This is a genomic window from Tropicimonas isoalkanivorans (assembly GCF_900112335.1).
Lineage (GTDB): Bacteria > Pseudomonadota > Alphaproteobacteria > Rhodobacterales > Rhodobacteraceae > Tropicimonas > Tropicimonas isoalkanivorans.
Genome location: NZ_FOLG01000001.1, coordinates 1 through 17,854, shown reverse-complemented (window position 1 = coordinate 17,854; position 17,854 = coordinate 1). Strand labels below are relative to the sequence as shown.

Here is a 17,854-nt window from a genome sequence, read left to right as displayed (position 1 = left end):
CCATGCCCTGGAAAGTCTTCGTCGCCCTGCTCGCCGGCGTCCTCGGCCTCGCCGCCTTGACCGTCGCCATCGCCACCGAGGTTCTGCCCGGCGCCGATCACGCGAATGCCTGGCGGCTCTTCGTCACCGGCGCGATGCTGCTGGCGCTGGCCTGGCGTGGCCTTGCCCGCCGCGACCGCTGAGGGCCACATGCCCTCCGCCCCTCCGCTCCCCAGCGACAGCGCGCTCACAGAGCACGGCCTCGCCCCCGACATCGCGGCGGAGCGGGTCCTGGTGATCGGCTGCGGCGCCCTCGCCCGGGAGATCCTGGCCCTCAAGGCCGCCAACGGCTGGGACCACATCGCGCTCACCTGCCTGCCGGCGATCCTGCACACTCACCCCGAACGGATCACCCCGGCGGTGGAGGCCGCCATCCTCAAGCACCGGGACGCCTTCGACCGCATCTTCGTCGCCTATGCCGACTGCGGCACCGGCGGGCAGTTGCAGGCCACCTGCGACCGGCTCGGCGTGGAGATGATCGCCGGCCCCCACTGCTACAGCTTCTACGAGGGCAACGCCGCCTTCGCGGACCGGGCGGAGGTCACGGCCTTCTACCTGACCGATTTCCTCGTCCGCCAGTTCGACGCCTTCGTCTGGCGACCTCTTGGGCTGGACCGCCACCCGGACCTGCGCCACACCTACTTCGCCCACTACACCACGCTCGTGCATCAGGCTCAGGTGGACGATCCCGTTCTCGATGCCAAGGCACGGGACTGCGCCGCCCGGCTCGGCCTCGCCCACGAACGCCGCTTCACCGGTTACGGTGACCTCGCGCACGCGCTCGCGCAGGGCGCAGCTCCCGGGGCCTGATCCCGGCCCCCATTGTCCACCGTCAAGGCGAAGTTCCCGCGTTCCGGTATAATTGTCCCCGCAATGCCTGCGCCGCCCAAACGCGGCGGTGCCTCTGCAGAGGAGGAGGAGGACAATGGCAACGGATTCCACCGAACGCGTACAAGATCTCATCGCGGACTCGCTTGCCGCCATCAACGGTGACGGCCCCAACAGCCTGAAAAACCTGGTCGAACGCGGCATCATCGGCGGCCCGTCGGTTGACGCCGAGTCCCTTGCGGCCCCGGCGGGCACCTACGCAGGCTCGGGCGTCTTCAACATCTATGTCGAACAGGGATTGCTCGCCGACATCAGCGTCTCCCTCGGCCAGTATGCCGACGACCTCGAAGCCGAAGGCTATAGCGTCCGGATCGTCGAATACGCCGGCGACGCCGACAATCTCCGCTATGACCTGCAATACCATTGGATGACCACCGGGCTCGAAGGCGCGCTGCTCGTGGGGGACCTGCCGTTCCGGACCTTCGCGTCCTACGATAGCTGGGACAACAGGGAGGTTCTGGTCGAGTACCCACACGACCTCTACCTCATGGACCTCGACGGTGAGTACAACTTCTTCTCCACCGGCGCGGACGCCCATCTCGACGGGACCGGTGACGTGGGGCCGGAGATCTACCTTTCCCGGATCACCGCCAGCCAACTCGGCTCGCTGACCGACAAGAGCGAAGCGGACCTGATCAACGCCTACTTCGACAAGCTGCACGCCGCACGGACCGGCGCGCTCGGCTATGAGGACCGCGCCATCTGGTTTGCGGACGACGACTGGTCGGGCTTCGTGAACGACGTCCTTTCGCTCTCCGGCCTGTATGACGACGTCACCGACATTCGCGACACGGCCCTGACGACGGAGGCGGTCTATACCAGTTTGATCCAGGAAAATGTTGAGACACTGGTTCAACAGATCCACGCATGGTCTTCTGGTCTTTCGATTTCCGGCATTGGCGGGGGCGGCGTCTCAGCCGCCGAGCTGGTCGCGTTCAACCCGCAACCGGCCTTCATCAACCTGTTCAACTGCAGCTCGGCCAATTACACCGCCGCATCGAACCTCGCTGCCACCTACACGATGCTGAGCGACGGCGTGCTGAACACCATTGGCAGCACGAAAACGGGCTCCATGCTCAACTTCGCCGATTTCTACCAGCCGCAGGTGAGCGGCGCGACGCTCGGGCAGGCCTTCCTCGCCTGGTTCGACATGTACGCCGCCGCGACGGACGCCCCGGCGGAGGACTGGGCGCTCGACTGGTTCAACGGCATGACCATGCACGGCGATCCCACGATGGGGCCGCACCTGCTGCAGGCCCTGCCCGGCATCGTCGGCACCATCGGCGACGACCGGCTCGTTGGGACCGGGCAATCCGACACGATCTATGCGCTCGCAGGCAACGACACGGTCATCGGCAGCCTCGGGGACGACTGGATCGACGCCGGCTCGGGCGATGACAACGTGCGCGGCGGCGAGGGCGACGACACGATCGTCGGCGGGCCGGGCGACGACCGTCTGTCCGGTGGCCTCGGCGACGACCTGCTCGCGGGCGGCGCGGATGCCGACAATCTGCTCGGCGGTGGCGGAAACGATGCGCTTGTGGGCGGCGCCGGCAAGGATCGCCTCGTGGGTGGGGCGGACGACGACGTGATGGTCGGCGGCGACGCCACCGTTGCCCGCCTCCTGGCCGGCGGCTGGGACGTCAGCGGCGCCACGGGCGACAGCGTGAAGGACCGCTTCGTCATCAACGCCGGCGCCGGAACTGGCGACGACGTCATCTATGCGCTGGAATCGGGGGTGGACGTTCTTCGGTTCAAGCAGAACGACATCGCCAACGCTGCGCAGGACGGGGACGACGTGCTGCTCTCCACCACACTCGGCGGATCGGTGCGCGTGCTTGACGTGACGCTGGAGGATCTGGCGCTAAGCGTCGTCGGAAGCGACTACTTCGACACCGTCTAGTCCCGCCCCGCATACACCGGCCGCCGCCCACCGCGGCGGCCAAAACCGATGCCCGGGGAGGCCGGGTCTCAGGCCGCTGCCTTCTCCGCAAGCAAACGGATTCGCTGCACCATGGCCTTCAGCCCGTTGGAGCGCTGGGAGGACAAGTGTTCGTCCAGCCCAAGCCGGGCCAGCTCCGCCTGCGCCTCCACCGACAGCACGTCCGACACCGGCAACCCGGAATAGAGCGCCTTCAGGATCGCGATCAGCCCCCGGACGATCATCGCGTCGCTGTCGCCCTTGAACCGGAACACCGCCCCCGGCCCCTGCCCGTCGATCTCCGGCACCAGCCAGACCTGGCTGGCACAGCCCTCCACCTTGGTGGCCGGCACCCGCAGGTTCTCCGCCAGCGGGTCCATCGCCTTGCCCATGTCGATCACGTGGCGATAGCGGTCCTCCCAGTCGTCCAGGAATTCGAAGGTTTCGACGATGTCTTCAAAGGCGTCCTGGGCCATGATCGCTCCGCTCGCTGCTCTCCGGTGTATCTATGGCCCCACGCGGCGCGGGTCCAGTGGACGGAACGCCTGCGCAGCCTTTTCAACTGACACGCTTTTCGCTAAGCCGGAGGCCGACGGCAAGGGACGGACGGGGACCCGATATGAAAGTGCAGATTGTTGCGGGCCTCGCGGCCGCCTTGGTCCTCACCGGGTGCCAGTCCCGCTACAACCCGGTAAACTGGAGCTGGGGCGGCGGAAACGCATCACGCACAACCTTGGCGCCAGATGATGGCTACGAGGACAAGACGGAACGGCGTCCGCTGGTCTCGCAGGTTCTGTCTATGGATGTGGAGCGGGTTCCCGGCGGCGCCATCGTCACCGCGGTCGGCCTGCCTCCGACTCAAGGATATTGGAAAGCCGACCTCGTCTCGACCTATCAGACGGTCACCGGAGAGGTCGCAGCCAAGGACGGCGAAATCAGGCTGGAATTCAAGATCATCCCGCCGCCTGTGCCGAATCCCGTGGTCAACCAGCAATCGCGGGAGGTCGTGGCCGGCACCTACCTGACTGACCAGACGCTCTACAACGTCCGGCGGATCACGGTCGTCGCCGCCAACAACAGCGTCGCCTCCAGCCGCTGAGGGGCCTCCCGGGGGCACCGCCCCCGGCGCGTCAGACGTCCAGAACCACCACCGCGGCGCCACGCGCCGCCAGCGCGATCTCGCCCGCGCAGAGCCGCAGAGCGTCCGCGCCGAACACCTCCCGCCGCCAGCCCTTGAGCGCTGCGCCGTCCCGCTGGCCCGCGGCAATATCGTCGAGGTCCGACGACGTCGCGATCAGCTTCTGGGCGACCCCGGATTCCTCCGACTTCGCCTTCAGCAGCACACGCAACAGATCGGCCAGCGCCGGGTTCACCTGCAGCCCGTTGCGCCTGTTGTCGGCTTCGGGCTGATCCTCCGGCGGCGTATCGATGCCGGCGGCGATGGCGGCCAGGATTCCCTCCGCGATCGCCCCCTTGCGGGCGTCCCGCAGCAGCATTCGCGACTTGCTCAGATCACTCGGCGTGCGCGGCTTGGTCGAGGCCAGTTCGAGCAGCGCATCGTCCTTGAACACCCGGTTGCGGGGAATGTTGTGGCTCTGCGCGTAGGTCTCGCGAAACTCCGCCAGCTCCCGCACAATGGCCAGAAACCGGCCCGAATGCGTGCGCGTCTTGACCCGCCGCCACGCTTCCCTCGGCTCGATCACATACGTCCCCGGTTCGGTCAGAACCGACAGCTCTTCCTCCAGCCAATGCTTCCGTCCGGAGCGTTCGAGATCCAGCGCGAGGTGCTCGTAGATCACCCGAAGGTGCGTCACATCTGCCAGCGCGTAAGCCTGCTGCGCCTCCGACAGCGGCCTGCGGGACCAGTCGGTGAAGCGCGATGTCTTGTCCACGCTCGCCCGCGCGATCTTCCGCACCAGGGTCTCGTAGCCCACCTGCTCGCCGAAGCCGCAGACCATCGCAGCCACCTGCGTGTCGAACAACGGCTGGGGAAAGACTCCGCCCTCGTGAAAGAAGATCTCCAGATCCTGCCGCGCGGCGTGAAATACTTTCACCACGGAGGTGTCACGGAACAGCGCGTAAAGCGGCTCCATCGACAGCTTGTCCCCTCCCACGATGGGATCGACCAGCACGGCATCGCCGTCGTCCGGCAGGGCCATCTGCACAAGACAAAGCTTTGAATAGTAGGTGCGTTCTCTCAGGAATTCGGTGTCAATCGTAACGTATGCGCCACTCCGCGCCGCCTCGCAAAAGGCGGCGAGTTCTTCGGTCGTGGTAATTGTTCGCATGCAAGGGACTCTTATCGTACTGCTTCTGCCAAAAATCGGGTTATATTCCCGGTGTTTCCGTCATACGGCTAAAATCAACCAAAGAAAAGCATTGTCAGGGGAGCCAGACGGGTCTTCGATCACCCGCTGCGAAACGCCGCAGCACGGCGGGATAAAGCTTGTGTTCCATCGTCAGGACCCGCGCGGCCAGCGTGTCCGGCGTGTCGCCCGGCTCCACCGGAACCCGCGCCTGCCCGAGGATCGGGCCATCGTCCAGCTCCGGCGTCACTTCATGCACCGTGCAGCCATGTTCGGCGTCGCCCGCCTCCAGCGCCCGCGCGTGCGTGTGCAGCCCGCGATACTTCGGCAGCAGCGATGGATGGATATTGAGCATCCGCCCGGACCACCCGGACACGAACCCGGCCGTCAGCACCCGCATGAACCCGGCAAGGCAAATCATGTCCGCCCCGTGGGACTCGATGATCTTATGCAGTTCCGCCTCGAACGCCGCCCGATCCTTGCCAAAGGGCCGATGGTCGAGCCCGGCCGTCGGCACTCCGCGCGCGGCCGCCTTCGCCAGCCCCGGAGCCTCAGGGTCGTTCGACGCAACAAGGCAGGGCTCGGCGGGGTGGCCCGCATCCTCCATGCTGTCGAGCAGCGCCAGCATGTTGGAGCCGCCGCCCGAGATCAGGATGGCGACCCGCTTCACACCAGCGCCCCGGTGTACCGAACTCCCTGCCCCGGCTCCACCCGGCCGATCCGGTGCACCTGTTCCCCTTCGGCCTCCAGCGTCGCGGTCAACGCGTCCGCCCGGTCCGGCGCGACGACCAGCACCATGCCGATCCCGGCGTTGAAGGTCTTCAGCATCTCTGCCTGCATGAGCCCGCCGGCCGTTGCCAGCCAGGAGATCACGGGCGGCAATGTCCAGGACCTGAGGTCGATCTCCGCGCCCAGCCCCTCGGGCAGAACGCGCGGCAGGTTCTCCGTCAGGCCGCCGCCGGTGATGTGGGCAAGCCCCCGCACCCCGCCAGCGCGGATCGCCGCCAGCGCGGACTGCACGTAGATCCGCGTCGGCGCGAGCAGCGCCTGCCCAAGCGGCCCGCCACCAAATGGCGCGGCGGACTCCCAGTCGAGCCCCTGCACCTCCACGATCTTTCGCACCAGCGAATAGCCGTTGGAGTGCACGCCCGACGACGCGAGCCCCAGCAGCACGTCCCCGTCCGCGACGTCCGCAGGCAGCGCCCGGCCCCGCTCCATGGCGCCCAAGGCAAAGCCCGCGAGGTCGAAATCCTCCTTGGCATACATGCCGGGCATTTCCGCCGTTTCGCCGCCGATCAGCGCGCAGCCCGCCTGCCGGCAGCCCTCCGCGATCCCTTCGACGACAAGCGCCGCGCGATCGACGTCAAGCGCGCCGCAGGCAAAGTAATCGAGGAAGAACAGCGGCTCGGCCCCCTGGCAAACCAGGTCGTTGACGCACATCGCCACCAGGTCGACACCCACGCCGGAGACATGCCCGGTGTCGATCGCGATCTTGAGCTTGGTGCCCACACCATCGGTCGCGGCCACCAGCACCGGATCGCGGTAGCCGGCGGCCTTCAGATCGAAAAGCCCGCCAAAGCCCCCGAGCCCCGCCATCACACCGGCCCGGTCCGTCGATTTCGCCGCGGGTTTGATCCGCTCCACGAGCGCATTGCCCGCGTCGATATCCACGCCGGCATCCGCATAGGTCAGTCCGTTCTTGCCTGCACTCACCGGCTCGCCCTTTCGCCAGAAGAAGTTCGTGGCGCGAGTTAGCAAGGCTCGCCCCCCGTGTCTATGCCGCCGTCCCCCCAGCCCGCGCCATATGGCTTGACCCCGGCGGGCAACCTGCTAGGCAGTCCCGACACGGGCCTGTAGCTCAATTGGTTAGAGCAGAGCGCTCATAACGCTTTGGTTGGGGGTTCAAGTCCCTCCGGGCCTACCACAAATTCTCTTTATCCCATTTTTTTGATGGCTTTGGGTGACGTTAACCGCGTCTCCCCGAATTGTTCACCACTTTGCGTTCAGCGGCTCATGGCGAAGGACTTTCACGGCCGGGTTGCGGAACTCTAGGTCCGCATCATTCGCCGTTGTCGCTCAGAGCAATGGCACGACATGGCTCATTCCAGAACGGCGATACCGCGCCCGAAATAGTTGTCACAGAGGCCGTGGAGAAAGTACGACCGGGGCAAGGGGAGCCTTGGCCTTAAGCCAATTTGTGCAACAGTGTCTTTGCAACGCATGGCGTTAGAGGACCTTGAAGCCGAATGGAAAGTCCGATCTGTGTCAGGCCTTGGCTTCCGTGACAGAGCGAAAGGCAAGAACTGAAAGTCATGATGAAGGGCCGAGACGACGAAGAAACTGACGCCCAGCAGATGACGCGGGTGAATCGGATCGCTTGGCATTTAATCAACGCGCTGATCGGCATTTTTCCGGGCGCGGTCGTCGCCGTTCAAACAGATAGTGACGTTGCAGGGGTCTGCGGGTGGGCTGGTTGGGTAACCCTTGGCATCGTCCTGGCGAGAGTTGGTTTTTGGGACCTTGTCGCTGATGTTTTGGGTTGGATCGCCCGGCCGTTCACTACATTGCTCGAGACAATACAAAAATCTGTCTCGTTCATATTCATCGGGATCGCTTCCGTTATCGGCACGCTGATTGCCTTTGCCTTCAGCCTGTTCGTCCTCCTGGGCTTACTCGGATTGCTTTGGTTTGGTGTGAAACAGCTTTTTTGAAGCCACAGCCCAAACGCAAAACCCCATTCCCTCGCAATCGCCCGCGCGGAACGCCGGGCATTGGCACCAAGTCCCACAAGCGTGATGCAGGATGCGGAGAGTCCTTTGAAAATCGCGCATGCCGTGCGCGCGCCTAGGCCTGCTACGCGGTTAGCCCGTCAGGCTAGGTGTATTGGGTGGGCGTTTTACGGTCACGACACTATTACCTCCCAATACTGGCGACACTTAAACGCTCTGCCTTCTTCGCTGACAACATTGGCTCCCCGTGCCCGCAGACGTTTCATCGCCCTCTCAAGTGTCCCAGATCTCCGAGATGCCAAAGTGCTTCGATCATTGCTACTTGCGAATTACCCATTGGCTTCATGTTGCGGCTCATTGCGGTCACCAATTTGGTCCTGCCAGCGCCATCCGACCAGCGCAATTCCTGCGCGGCTGTCCCTGTTCAGGTCTTGGCTGCGGTCCGCTTCCGGTCCGAACCGGCTTGCAGCCGCTCTCGGAATCCGGTTCCATCGCGGCGTTCCCGGCGGCGCCGCTCCGCGCTGCCGACAGGATCCTGTTCCAGAGGGAGGCCACAATGAAATTCTGCCGTATCCGTACCGCCGACGGCATCGTGCCCGCCGCAGTCGATGGCGAGGGCACCCTGCGCAGCCTTGCCGGGCACCTCGACGACGTCACCAGCGACACCATCGCCTACGGTGGCCTCGCCCCCCTCGAAGCGCTTGTCCTCGATGACCTCCCCACCCTGACCGCCGCCGACGGCGACTATGCACCGATCCTCGCCGACATCCGCCGGATCTTCTGCATCGGACTCAACTATGCCGACCACGCCGCCGAAACGGGCGCGGCGATCCCGGAGATGCCGATCCTCTTCATGAAGGTCTGCCCCCCGACCGGCGCCAACGATGCCGTGATGATCCCCAAGGGAGGAACCAAGACCGACTGGGAGGTGGAGCTCGGCGTGGTCATCGGCCGCCGCACCCAGCATGTGACCGAGGAGGCCGCGCTGGACCACGTCGCGGGCTACTGCGTCGTCAACGACGTCTCTGAACGCGCCTTCCAGATCGAGCGCGGCGGGCAGTGGGTGAAGGGCAAATCCTGCGACACCTTCGCCCCCATCGGCCCCTGGCTCGTCACCCCCGACGAGGTGCCGGACCCGCAGGCACTGGACCTCTTCCTCGACGTCAACGGCGACCGCCGCCAGACCGGCAACACCCGCACCATGATTTTCTCCGTCGCCGAGGTCGTCGCCCACCTCAGCCGGTTCATCACGCTGGAACCCGGCGACGTCATCTCCACCGGAACGCCGCCGGGCGTCGGCATGGGCATGAAGCCGCCCCAGTTCCTGCAGCCCGGCGACCAGATGCGCCTGGGCATCCAGGGCCTCGGCGAACAGCGTCAGGCCGTGGTGGCCTGGCAGGCCTGACCCCCCGACACGGCGCCCAAGGTCGGCAAGGAGAGACCGATGAAGACAATCGCAGGATTCGACCGGATCGGCGAGGAGAACGCCTTCGCCGTCCTGGCCCGCGCCAGCGCCCTCGCGGCCGGCGGCATGGACGTCATCAACCTCGGCATCGGCCAGCCCGATTTCCCAACCCCGCCCAATATCGTGGAGGCCGCCGTCAAGGCCCTGCGCGACGGCCACCACGGCTACACCGATGCGACCGGCCTCCCCGCCCTGCGCGAGGCCGTCGCCGCCGACCTCGACCGCCGCTTCGGCACCGAGGTGCGCCCCGACCGCGTCCTCGTCGTTCCCGGCGGCAAGGTGACCATGTTCGCCGCCATCCTGATGTTCGGCGAGCCGGGGGCCGACATCCTCTACCCCGACCCGGGCTTCCCCATCTACCGCTCGATGATCGACTTCACTGGCGCGCGCCCCATCCCGGTGCCGATCCGCGAATCCAACGGCTTCGCCTTCTCCGCGGAGGAGACGCTGTCCCTCATCACCCCCCAGACCCGCCTGCTGATCCTAAACTCGCCCGCGAACCCCTGCGGCGGCGTCACGCCGCGGGCCGAGATCGAACGCCTCGTCAGCGGGCTTGAGGCCCACCCCGACGTCGCCATTCTGTCCGACGAGATCTACGACCAGATGCTCTACGACGGCGAGGAACACGTCAGCCTCCTGACCTTCCCCCAGATCCGCGACCGCCTGATCCTGCTCAACGGCTGGTCCAAGACCTACGCCATGACCGGCTGGCGGCTGGGCTACGCCGTCTGGCCCGACGGCCTCCACGACAAGGCCCGCAAACTCGCGGTCAATGCCTGGTCCTGCGTGAACACGCCCTCCCAATACGCCGCCCTGGAGGCCCTCACCGGCCCGCAGGATGCCGTCGCCACGATGGTCGCGGAATTCGACGCACGCCGCAAACTCGTGGTGGAGGGCCTGAACGCCCTCCCCGGCGTCAGCTGCATCGTCCCCAAGGGCGCCTTCTACGCCTTCCCCAACGTCACCGACACCGGCTGGCAAGCCAAACCCCTCGCCTCCGCGCTCCTCGAACAAACCGGCGTCGCCACCATCGGCGGCCCGGACTTCGGCACCCTCGGCGAAGGCTACATCCGCCTCAGCTACGCCAACAGCCGCGAAAACATCTCCCGCGCGCTGGAGCGAATGGACGCGTTTTTGCAGAAGGCTTGAGATTCACCCGGCTCCGCCGTCTCGATTTAGAAACGCCTTAAACCGAGGCTCACCTCGCAGAGCCTCCAAATCCGCCTTCAGCGCCGCCGTGTTCGGAAGTGTCTCGGCGATCGCGCAGGCCTCCAACTTGTCCAGCGCCGCTACAACCTCCCCGAGAAGGGCGTAAACACGGGCGAGATTGTAACTCGGTTTGCCGGAGATCGCCTCCGCCTCACAGATCCTTTCCTCCGCCTCAGCCAGCTTCGCCGCACGGGCGCCCCCGTCGAGCGCTTCGGCCTCGCTCACCAAAGAGGCGCCCCAATTGGCGAGCGCGTCGTAATCGTTCGGCTTAATTTTCAGCGCGACTTCGAACTTTTCACGAGCTTCAGTGAATTTGTCAGCCCGGGCGGATCCGTTGAGCTCTACGGCCTCCAAGGCCAATGCAACGCCCCAATTGGTGAGCGCCTCGTGTTTGTCCGGCTTTATCGCAGTCGCTTCCGCGTACTTTGCGCAAGCCTCAGCGAGTTTCTCTGACCGTTCAGTTCGCCCGACGGTCCTCGTTTGCTCCACACGTGCATATCCCCAACTGTGGAGAGCTGCATGGTCGTCCGGTTTGATCTCCAGTGCCGCCGCGAACTTGGCGCAGGCCTCATCCAGTTTTTCCGACCGGGCCGCACCATCCATCGCCATGGCCTCGTCCAGCAGCGCAATTCCCCAGTTATATAACGCATCGTCATGATCCGGCTTTATCGCAATCGCCTCCGCGTACTTTTCGCGGGCCTCGGCAAGTTTCTTCAACCGCTCAGCGCCCTTGAGGGCCACGGCTTGCGCGGCAAGAGCATTTCCCCAATTGTTGAGGGCAGCGTGCATGTCCGTTTTGATCTTGAGAGCAGCCTCGTATTTTTCGCAGGCTTCCGCCAATTTTTCTGACCGCACAACGCCGTCGAGCGCTTCGGCCTCCGTACGGAGAGAAACCCCTTCGTTGACAAGGCTCCATGCCACGAACTCTCGGAGTTTTTCCGATGTTAAGCTCAGGTCTAGGTCTGGCGCTGCATCGCCCGCGAGGAAGGCATCCGCTGCCTGCTCTTCTATGGAGCGCCCAGCCTCCCAGCTGTCCGCCGCCTCGCCGAGCCTCCGTCGCGTTTCACTGAGAACGTCCGGACCGGCTTTGTTGCAGACTGGAAAATCGGGCATCTCTCCTAACAACTGGCGCACGTGCATTGGCGGGTTGGTGAAGATCACCGGCGGCCAGCAATCGAGGCCCCGCGCAATTTCGATCATCACCCGGTCGAAATCGCAGCCTCCGACATAGGTCGCGTAGTCCTTCCCTAGAAGCGGTTCGAGGTGGTCGGCTGGTTCGCGATCATGGCCGAGCCAGAGCAACGGAAACATGGAATTGTAGGCCTCGACCATGCTGGGAAAGGCCGCGTCAACGCTGCCGCTGTAGCCGATCACAACAGTCAGGTGGTTACGCAGGCTGTCCGACAGCAACGGCCCCAGTTCCCGAGCGTGATCTGCGGTCTCACCTTCCGAGTTGAGCAGGCGCAAGCCATAACTCTGGCCATGCAGGTGGACGATCGCCTTATCGGCAAGCCGTTGGATCTCGCGCGTTGGCGATACGCCGAAATCATAGACCGGCAGATGCTCCCCCAGCAGCACCAAAGCGCGTTCCAGCAGGAAATCGAAGTTGAATGTCAGCACGCGGCGCACTTGCGGCTGCAACAGCACGCAGGCCAGAGCGACATGCCCCCAGTTGAGCCGCGATTCGTCCAGGAGGGGCTGGATTAGCGCCTCCCGATCTCCCGGCGACAGCGCCGCCATCGCCTTGCCGTAGTCGTTCCGCCCGGCCTCATCGAGATGGCCGAGGCAGTGCGAATTGTCCCTCCGGATGCGCCAAACGAGGTCCCGCGCGTTCGGGATGCCCGCGCTGATCGAAGCACCTGCGCCGATGATGAAGGTGACGTTCCTGGCCTGCCGAATGTGCCCGGTCACGTCTTTGATGTTCATACAGCCTCCTCTCCAGCGGCCCCACCGCGGATGGCCCGAACCGTGTTGCCTCCATGGGACATAACGGGAACACCTTTAAAAAACCGTTAATCCGCATCCGCAACCCATTGTAATCCTGCGCGTTACACCCTGTCCCATCCATGGGACGCATCCCTACCGCGGGATCACCAGCTCCGCCTTCAGCCCCCCCAGGGTCTCGCTGTCCGAGAGCCGGAGTGCCCCCCCATGCCGCCGCGCAATATCGCGGGCCAGCGACAATCCCAGACCCACGCCGGACCCGCGGTCCTGATTGCGGGCCGCATCGAGGCGGGTGAAAGGCTGCACCGCCCGCTCCCGGTCACCCTCCGGAATCCCCGGCCCGTCGTCCTCGACCGAGAACACGACCGTCCGCCCCGTGCAGGCCACCGAGACCGCCGCCCGCTCCCCGTACCGGAGCGCGTTGCCCACCAGATTGCCGAGCGCCCGTTCCACCGCCTGCTCCCGCAGCAGCACCTCCTGGCCAGCCTCGTCCCCGGCCGACAGCGAGACCTCTCCGCGCCCGCGAGCCGCCCGCTCGACGACCTTTCGAGCCAGATCCACAGGCACGACAGGCGCCGGGTCCTCCTCCTGGTCCGAGCGGGCGAAGTCCAGGAAGGAGTCGATCAGCCCCTCCATCTCCGCCACGTCGCGCTGCATATCCTCGACGTCCTGCCCCTCCGGCATCATCGACAGGGCAAGCTTCAGCCGGGTGATCGGCGTCCGTAGGTCGTGGCTGACGCCCGACAGCATGAGGGTCCGCTGCTCGATCTGCCGCTCGATCCGCGCCCGCATGTCAAGGAAGGCCCGTCCCGCTGCCCGCACCTCCAGCGCGCCGGAGGGACGGTACCGAACCACCCGCCCCTTGCCGAAGGCCTCCGCCGCCTCCGCCAACCGGGTGATCGGCCGAAGCTGGTTGCGCAGGTAGAGATAGGCGATCCCAGTCATCAGCACCCCGATCGACGCCATCAACACCAGGAACTGATGCGGGTTGGAGGCCGACGCCCGGCGTCGATCCACTGTCGCCTCCAAGGGCCCATGGCGGGTGTCGAGTTGAACGATAACCCGGCGGCTCGATTGGCGGAGATCGACCGCGCGAACTTCAGGCAGGCCGTCGCGCAGCGTGTCGATCACCATCCGCCCGGAGACGTCATAAAACACCCGGCGGTCGCCAGTCTGAGGCTTGTCCGCCGGAGCAAGTTGGATGCCCAGCGTCGTCACCAGCGGTTCCGCTTCCGCCAGACCGGCCCCAAGGTCTGGAGCGGCCTCAATGACCTCGACCACCTCGCGCAGCTCCAGAACGATGCCGCTGGTCAGCTGCTGCGTGACGCCCTCGAAATGCCGCTGAATGAAAACCAGCGACACCACCACCATGAGCACCGTCACCGGCACCACCAGGATCAGCGCCGCTCGTCCGTAGAGCCCACGCGGCATAGGGCGTTTGAGCCAGTCGAGTTTCATGGCAGAACGCTATCGCCCCTGTGCCTCCGGAGAAATGCCGAAATGACCGACAGCCCTGTCCTGACCCGCCCGGAACCGGGGCTGCGTTGCGTCCTGGCGCCCAATCCCTCGCCGATGACCTTTCACGGCACCAACACCTACATCGTCGGCGAGGGCGACGTCGCCGTCATCGATCCCGGACCCGCCCTGCCGAGTCATCGAGCCGCCCTCGCGTCTGCGCTCGGTAAGGGCGAGAGAATCACGCACATATTCGTCACGCACTCCCATCTCGACCATTCGCCCTTGGCACGGCAGATTGCACAGGACACCGGCGCCCCAATCCACGCCTTCGGTCGTCACGAGGATGGTCGATCTCCGCTAATGGTGCGACTGGCCGCAGAAGGCCTGATCGGCGGCGGCGAAGGGGCGGACATGGATTTCGTCCCGGATGTCCGGTTGCGAGATGCAGACGTGGTCGAGGGTCGCGGCTGGCGAATCGAGGCACTCCACACACCGGGCCACACCTCGAACCACATGGCCTTCGCTTGGCAGGACGCGCTTTTCACGGGCGATCACGTCATGGGCTGGGCATCGTCCATGGTTTCGCCGCCCGACGGAGACCTGACAGCGTTCATGGCGTCCTGCGACCGCCTCGCGAGACGACGCGACCGCATTTACTATCCCGGCCACGGCGCCCCGGTGGCGTCGCCTGCAGACCGCATCGCGTGGCTGATGTCACATCGCCGCAAGCGCGAGGCCGAGATCTTGGCGCAACTCGGTGCCACCACGATGACCGTGGCGGACCTGACCCGTCAAATCTACAAGGACATCCCAACCGCCCTGCTACCCGCAGCCGGGCGAACCGTGCTTTCCCACCTGATTGACCTGATCAACCGAGACCTGGTCCGACCCGACGGCCCGCTGACCCCAAGCGCTCGCTTCCGCACTGGCAAAGGCTCGGTGAACCCGTCTTCAGAAATGTGAGAATTCCACTGGACGCCCCCGAGAGCCGTTGCTATATCGCCCCCCGTGTTCCGGCGTAGCTCAGCGGTAGAGCAGTTGACTGTTAATCAATTGGTCGTAGGTTCGATCCCTACCGCCGGAGCCATAAAAATCAAGCACTTAGCACACATCCGCTAAGTCCTTTTTCTTTCCGAGTACAGAATAAGTACAGCAAACACTGCCCGGATCGGCTTTTTCGGGCTGCCGACATCTCTGGTCTCTAGATCGAAGCAACATGGGCGTCGCAGAGCAACAGCATCAAGGGGCTTCAGCGATTTAGGTTCGGCGCCTCTTCCTAAGCTCGTCATAGTAGTCGATGCCTAGGTGGATGCGCTGCGTCTCCAACGCAAACAATTCCAAATCTGAAAATACGCTCCTGTCAGCGTCAGCCGGGTACGGAGCTCCTTTCTGTTGCCATGACTTTTCAACCGTCCAGTCAGCGAAGAGTTCAACGCCTGTCAGCATGATCACAGGTGCTCTCATACGCCCTTCAACCGATACCCAACCCCAACGAACCAGCTTCTCCAACAGCCGCTTTTCTTTTTCCGAGAATTTCTCTTTCAAAACTGATACGACCAATACGGTTCCAGGGAGTTCTTTTGCCACCACTTGAAGCGCTTCAAGATCGCCCTTCTCGATCGCTTCCTCTGCAAAACTTTTGGCTTCACCAACAACAAAATGCGGTTCGCCTTTTTGATCGAGCATTCGCTCTTTACGGTACCAAAAGGCGAAATCAATCTCCCGTTCAAATGCGTCGCACTTGAGGTTCAAACCGGTGGTCATGGTCATGCCTATGTCTCCAACTGGAGATAGGCTCTTCGCAAACGTGGCTAGCGTAAGCGTTACAGCGTAGGCACCTTCAGCAAAGTTTGGGACAGAAAATGGCCCGGTCACACGGTACTTCCAGCGTGGCTCCTTGCTGCCCTGCGGATATGAAAATTCCTTAAGACAGCGTTCGCAGGTTACGATGTAATCGACTCCATCAAGTCCGTACCAGTTGCTGTGGGTACAGTGTGGGCAATTCAGCCCAAGACCCAACTTTAAGATGCCTCGGCTCGTGAACTGCTCAAGCGAAACTCGAAAGCGAAGGGTGTTCTTCGCCCTCTTCTTTATAAGTTCGTGCCATCGTCCGGTATCTGCAGTTCGACCTTCAAATGTCTTGGTATTGGACGTAGACTTCGAATTGCTTGTACGTTCCTGCATCGCCATCTTGTTCAAAATCTGGATCGTATCCTTGTCCGCGATCAAGTCAGCGGCACGAAGGGATGCAAGCTTCTCAACCATTTGTGACGCAATACGACCGGCGGAAGAGGGCTTAGCCTCAATTCCCTTCTTCTTCAGCCAACGACAAATGGCATCTGTACCCGAGTCTATTCGCAGATAGCCGCTGCTCTCATGGTAGTGTTCAAGAAGAACCCAACCTTCGCGTGAAACAATCGGACCCTGCTGCCCCATCGCAAGGTGCGGAAAGGTGCGGTCCTCGATATTTGAAGGGTAGCAGAGTGCCATGTCACTCGGACCGTGTGCGCTTAGGTTGACGACATTTGCCCAGCGATAACGTCCGCCGCCAAATCTCTCGGCAAACTTGGGATATGGCATGGGAAACGAGACTGATCCTCCTTCGACTTCCAGAGACAAGCGGGCCTCATCTGACTTGACGCTGTGACGCGCACATCTAGGTCCATGCCAGTCATCGGTGTGTTTAGGATGCGTGGAGCGACCAATGAAAAAGGAACCGTCGGGACAATCAGAAGAGAACACTTCAACGACAGCCTTCGCAACCTCCTCTTTGACGCTCCGAGCGAAAACCACCTGGCTGGTAAACATTGTCCCAAAGCTGTTGTTCGGGATCGGACGATGATTGGAGTTGATCGCTTTTGAGACAAAGCCTTTCAATTCGTCCAGCCAACACAGCGGAACTGGGAACACAGGCGTCTCAAAAAGCCTAGTATTCCAGTAGTCGATCAAGTCGCTCGTCTTGGTGTGATCAAATATGAAAAACGTCGCTTCTCTACGAGTCTTGGGTTCAATTTCCAAGTCCAAGAAGGTCGGATAAAATGGCGGCTTTGCCTTACCTTCAAAAACCGACAGCCAGGTATCCGGACCTGCGGCTGCCAACTTCGGAGAATAGGCGTTTTCGTAGAATTTCTTGAAATAGTCTGCATCCTCGTCTCTCGGAAATGCGCCGAATATTGCCTCCACAAGTGGCGCCAGCCGATCTTCCTTGAACAAAAGCGCTGGCACATCTTCTCGAAGAACAAATTGATGCCGCGCCTCATAGTCGGCTTGATATATGTCGACCACAGATTGACCAACGTACAGGTCCATCCGATGGCCGGTCCATTTCTTCGAGTGGAGTTCATCAAGTGATATAAGCTGCGATTCCAAACTTGAGTTGGAAACAGCATCGAAGCCAATTGACTCCGCTAAGCCTGGCTCCGCCTCAACAATGATGTCTGGCTCAAAAAAGCGCATGTAGTCTCGTGCAACTTCCCTGTCTGGCTTGCGAAGAAAAGGCTCACTTGATCGCCAGTGCGCCGGGTAGCGACCTACCGGGATAATCGGGTTGCAACGCCCACCCCAAAGACATGTGGACCAGCGCATGATGCGGCTGACGGATTTCTTGTCGCTTGGACGGACCAAGAAGCCAAAGCGTATCGGGCGAAGACTTGTTGTACCTGAAAGACGGGTTGTCATTCTATTGTGGTGCCCCCGCTACCAATTGTAACGCCTGGGCGTTTTCCACATCAAATCAATTGAAAAACAAGAAGACATCTCAGATGGCCTGAGCGTTACCCAGTCGTGACTGTCTTCTTCTTGTTTGGTAGTGTCCCAACGCTTGGTGTAGGAGGCCGCGCGCGGAGCCCCCGGCGTAGCGCAGCGCGCGGCCGGGTGTGACGCTGGCGGCCACCGC

General features: G+C 63.2%; 15 protein-coding genes and 2 tRNA genes. 10 read left to right on the top strand and 7 right to left on the bottom strand.

Annotated elements, in window-relative coordinates; genetic code table 11:
- Nucleotides 1-2: 2 nt before the first annotated feature.
- The 3 genes from BM075_RS00085 (at nt 3) to BM075_RS24305 (ending at nt 2,830) form a co-directional block, all read left to right on the top strand.
- Nucleotides 3-182: a hypothetical protein gene (locus BM075_RS00085; RefSeq protein ID WP_093358270.1), complete on the top strand. Its 180-nt coding sequence runs from the start codon at nt 3-5 to the stop codon at nt 180-182.
- Between the two features lie 7 nt (nt 183-189).
- The gene (locus tag BM075_RS00080) at nt 190-849 is read left to right on the top strand and encodes a DUF1638 domain-containing protein (protein ID WP_093358268.1); all 660 of its coding nucleotides are present in this window, start codon (nt 190-192) and stop codon (nt 847-849) included.
- A gap of 115 nt (nt 850-964) precedes the next feature.
- Nucleotides 965-2,830 (top strand): hypothetical protein, encoded by a 1,866-nt coding sequence (locus BM075_RS24305; protein ID WP_093358267.1) that lies wholly within the window; start codon nt 965-967, stop codon nt 2,828-2,830.
- A gap of 68 nt (nt 2,831-2,898) precedes the next feature.
- Here the strand turns inward: BM075_RS24305 and BM075_RS00070 are convergent, their stop codons facing one another.
- Nucleotides 2,899-3,324, bottom strand: a complete 426-nt coding sequence (locus BM075_RS00070; RefSeq protein ID WP_093358266.1) for a SufE family protein — start codon at nt 3,322-3,324, stop codon at nt 2,899-2,901.
- Between the two features lie 143 nt (nt 3,325-3,467).
- Between BM075_RS00070 and BM075_RS00065 the strand changes: the two genes are divergently transcribed.
- A complete protein-coding gene (locus BM075_RS00065) occupies nt 3,468-3,947 on the top strand; it encodes a hypothetical protein (protein WP_093358264.1) in 480 nt (159 codons plus the stop codon).
- Nucleotides 3,948-3,978: 31 nt separating this feature from the next.
- On the opposite strand, the gene rnd is transcribed toward BM075_RS00065, so the two are convergent.
- The 3 genes from rnd to purM all read right to left on the bottom strand — a co-directional run bounded on the left by rnd (nt 3,979) and on the right by purM (nt 6,867).
- Entirely contained in the window at nt 3,979-5,136 is a 1,158-nt protein-coding gene (rnd, locus tag BM075_RS00060; RefSeq protein WP_093358262.1) for a ribonuclease D, read from the bottom strand.
- A 94-nt stretch (nt 5,137-5,230) separates the two neighbouring features.
- Nucleotides 5,231-5,824, bottom strand: a complete 594-nt coding sequence (gene purN, locus BM075_RS00055; protein WP_093358260.1) for a phosphoribosylglycinamide formyltransferase — start codon at nt 5,822-5,824, stop codon at nt 5,231-5,233.
- Nucleotides 5,821-6,867 (bottom strand): phosphoribosylformylglycinamidine cyclo-ligase, encoded by a 1,047-nt coding sequence (purM, locus tag BM075_RS00050; protein WP_093358258.1) that lies wholly within the window; start codon nt 6,865-6,867, stop codon nt 5,821-5,823. Before purM ends, purN begins: the two co-directional genes overlap by 4 nt.
- A gap of 134 nt (nt 6,868-7,001) precedes the next feature.
- Between purM and BM075_RS00045 the strand changes: the two genes are divergently transcribed.
- The 4 genes from BM075_RS00045 to BM075_RS00030 all read left to right on the top strand — a co-directional run bounded on the left by BM075_RS00045 (nt 7,002) and on the right by BM075_RS00030 (nt 10,497).
- Nucleotides 7,002-7,078: transfer RNA gene (locus tag BM075_RS00045), tRNA-Ile, on the top strand.
- A gap of 388 nt (nt 7,079-7,466) precedes the next feature.
- Nucleotides 7,467-7,865, top strand: a complete 399-nt coding sequence (locus BM075_RS00040; protein WP_143089796.1) for a hypothetical protein — start codon at nt 7,467-7,469, stop codon at nt 7,863-7,865.
- A gap of 574 nt (nt 7,866-8,439) precedes the next feature.
- The gene (locus tag BM075_RS00035; RefSeq protein WP_093359359.1) at nt 8,440-9,288 is read left to right on the top strand and encodes a fumarylacetoacetate hydrolase family protein; all 849 of its coding nucleotides are present in this window, start codon (nt 8,440-8,442) and stop codon (nt 9,286-9,288) included.
- A 39-nt stretch (nt 9,289-9,327) separates the two neighbouring features.
- Complete coding sequence (locus tag BM075_RS00030; RefSeq protein WP_093358256.1) at nt 9,328-10,497, top strand: pyridoxal phosphate-dependent aminotransferase; 1,170 nt, start codon at nt 9,328-9,330, stop codon at nt 10,495-10,497.
- A gap of 3 nt (nt 10,498-10,500) precedes the next feature.
- Here BM075_RS00030 and BM075_RS00025 read toward each other — a convergent pair whose 3' ends face one another.
- Both BM075_RS00025 and BM075_RS00020 read right to left on the bottom strand, forming a co-directional pair.
- Entirely contained in the window at nt 10,501-12,483 is a 1,983-nt protein-coding gene (locus tag BM075_RS00025; RefSeq protein ID WP_093358255.1) for a hypothetical protein, read from the bottom strand.
- Nucleotides 12,484-12,636: 153 nt separating this feature from the next.
- Entirely contained in the window at nt 12,637-13,959 is a 1,323-nt protein-coding gene (locus tag BM075_RS00020; RefSeq protein WP_093358253.1) for an ATP-binding protein, read from the bottom strand.
- 42 nt (nt 13,960-14,001) lie between these two features.
- Here BM075_RS00020 and BM075_RS00015 point away from each other — a divergent pair, with 42 nt between their 5' ends.
- Together BM075_RS00015 and BM075_RS00010 are read left to right on the top strand one after the other, a co-directional pair.
- A complete protein-coding gene (locus BM075_RS00015; protein ID WP_093358251.1) occupies nt 14,002-14,922 on the top strand; it encodes an MBL fold metallo-hydrolase in 921 nt (306 codons plus the stop codon).
- A gap of 49 nt (nt 14,923-14,971) precedes the next feature.
- Nucleotides 14,972-15,046: transfer RNA gene (locus BM075_RS00010), tRNA-Asn, on the top strand.
- Nucleotides 15,047-15,216: 170 nt separating this feature from the next.
- Here the strand turns inward: BM075_RS00010 and BM075_RS00005 are convergent.
- Nucleotides 15,217-17,637, bottom strand: a complete 2,421-nt coding sequence (locus BM075_RS00005; protein ID WP_143089795.1) for a hypothetical protein — start codon at nt 17,635-17,637, stop codon at nt 15,217-15,219.
- Nucleotides 17,638-17,854: the final 217 nt, after the last annotated feature.

What these genes read in the sequence shown, in the direction of transcription:
- BM075_RS00040 (WP_143089796.1), top strand. Translation starts at nt 7,467, where the DNA reads ATGATGAAGGGCCGAGACGACGAAGAAACTGACGCCCAGCAGATGACG.
- rnd (WP_093358262.1), bottom strand. Translation starts at nt 5,136, where the DNA reads ATGCGAACAATTACCACGACCGAAGAACTCGCCGCCTTTTGCGAGGCG.
- BM075_RS24305 (WP_093358267.1), top strand. Translation starts at nt 965, where the DNA reads ATGGCAACGGATTCCACCGAACGCGTACAAGATCTCATCGCGGACTCG.
- BM075_RS00070 (WP_093358266.1), bottom strand. Translation starts at nt 3,324, where the DNA reads ATGGCCCAGGACGCCTTTGAAGACATCGTCGAAACCTTCGAATTCCTG.
- BM075_RS00085 (WP_093358270.1), top strand. Translation starts at nt 3, where the DNA reads ATGCCCTGGAAAGTCTTCGTCGCCCTGCTCGCCGGCGTCCTCGGCCTC.
- BM075_RS00065 (WP_093358264.1), top strand. Translation starts at nt 3,468, where the DNA reads ATGAAAGTGCAGATTGTTGCGGGCCTCGCGGCCGCCTTGGTCCTCACC.
- BM075_RS00020 (WP_093358253.1), bottom strand. Translation starts at nt 13,959, where the DNA reads ATGAAACTCGACTGGCTCAAACGCCCTATGCCGCGTGGGCTCTACGGA.
- BM075_RS00035 (WP_093359359.1), top strand. Translation starts at nt 8,440, where the DNA reads ATGAAATTCTGCCGTATCCGTACCGCCGACGGCATCGTGCCCGCCGCA.
- BM075_RS00025 (WP_093358255.1), bottom strand. Translation starts at nt 12,483, where the DNA reads ATGAACATCAAAGACGTGACCGGGCACATTCGGCAGGCCAGGAACGTC.
- BM075_RS00015 (WP_093358251.1), top strand. Translation starts at nt 14,002, where the DNA reads ATGACCGACAGCCCTGTCCTGACCCGCCCGGAACCGGGGCTGCGTTGC.
- BM075_RS00030 (WP_093358256.1), top strand. Translation starts at nt 9,328, where the DNA reads ATGAAGACAATCGCAGGATTCGACCGGATCGGCGAGGAGAACGCCTTC.
- BM075_RS00005 (WP_143089795.1), bottom strand. Translation starts at nt 17,637, where the DNA reads ATGACAACCCGTCTTTCAGGTACAACAAGTCTTCGCCCGATACGCTTT.
- BM075_RS00080 (WP_093358268.1), top strand. Translation starts at nt 190, where the DNA reads ATGCCCTCCGCCCCTCCGCTCCCCAGCGACAGCGCGCTCACAGAGCAC.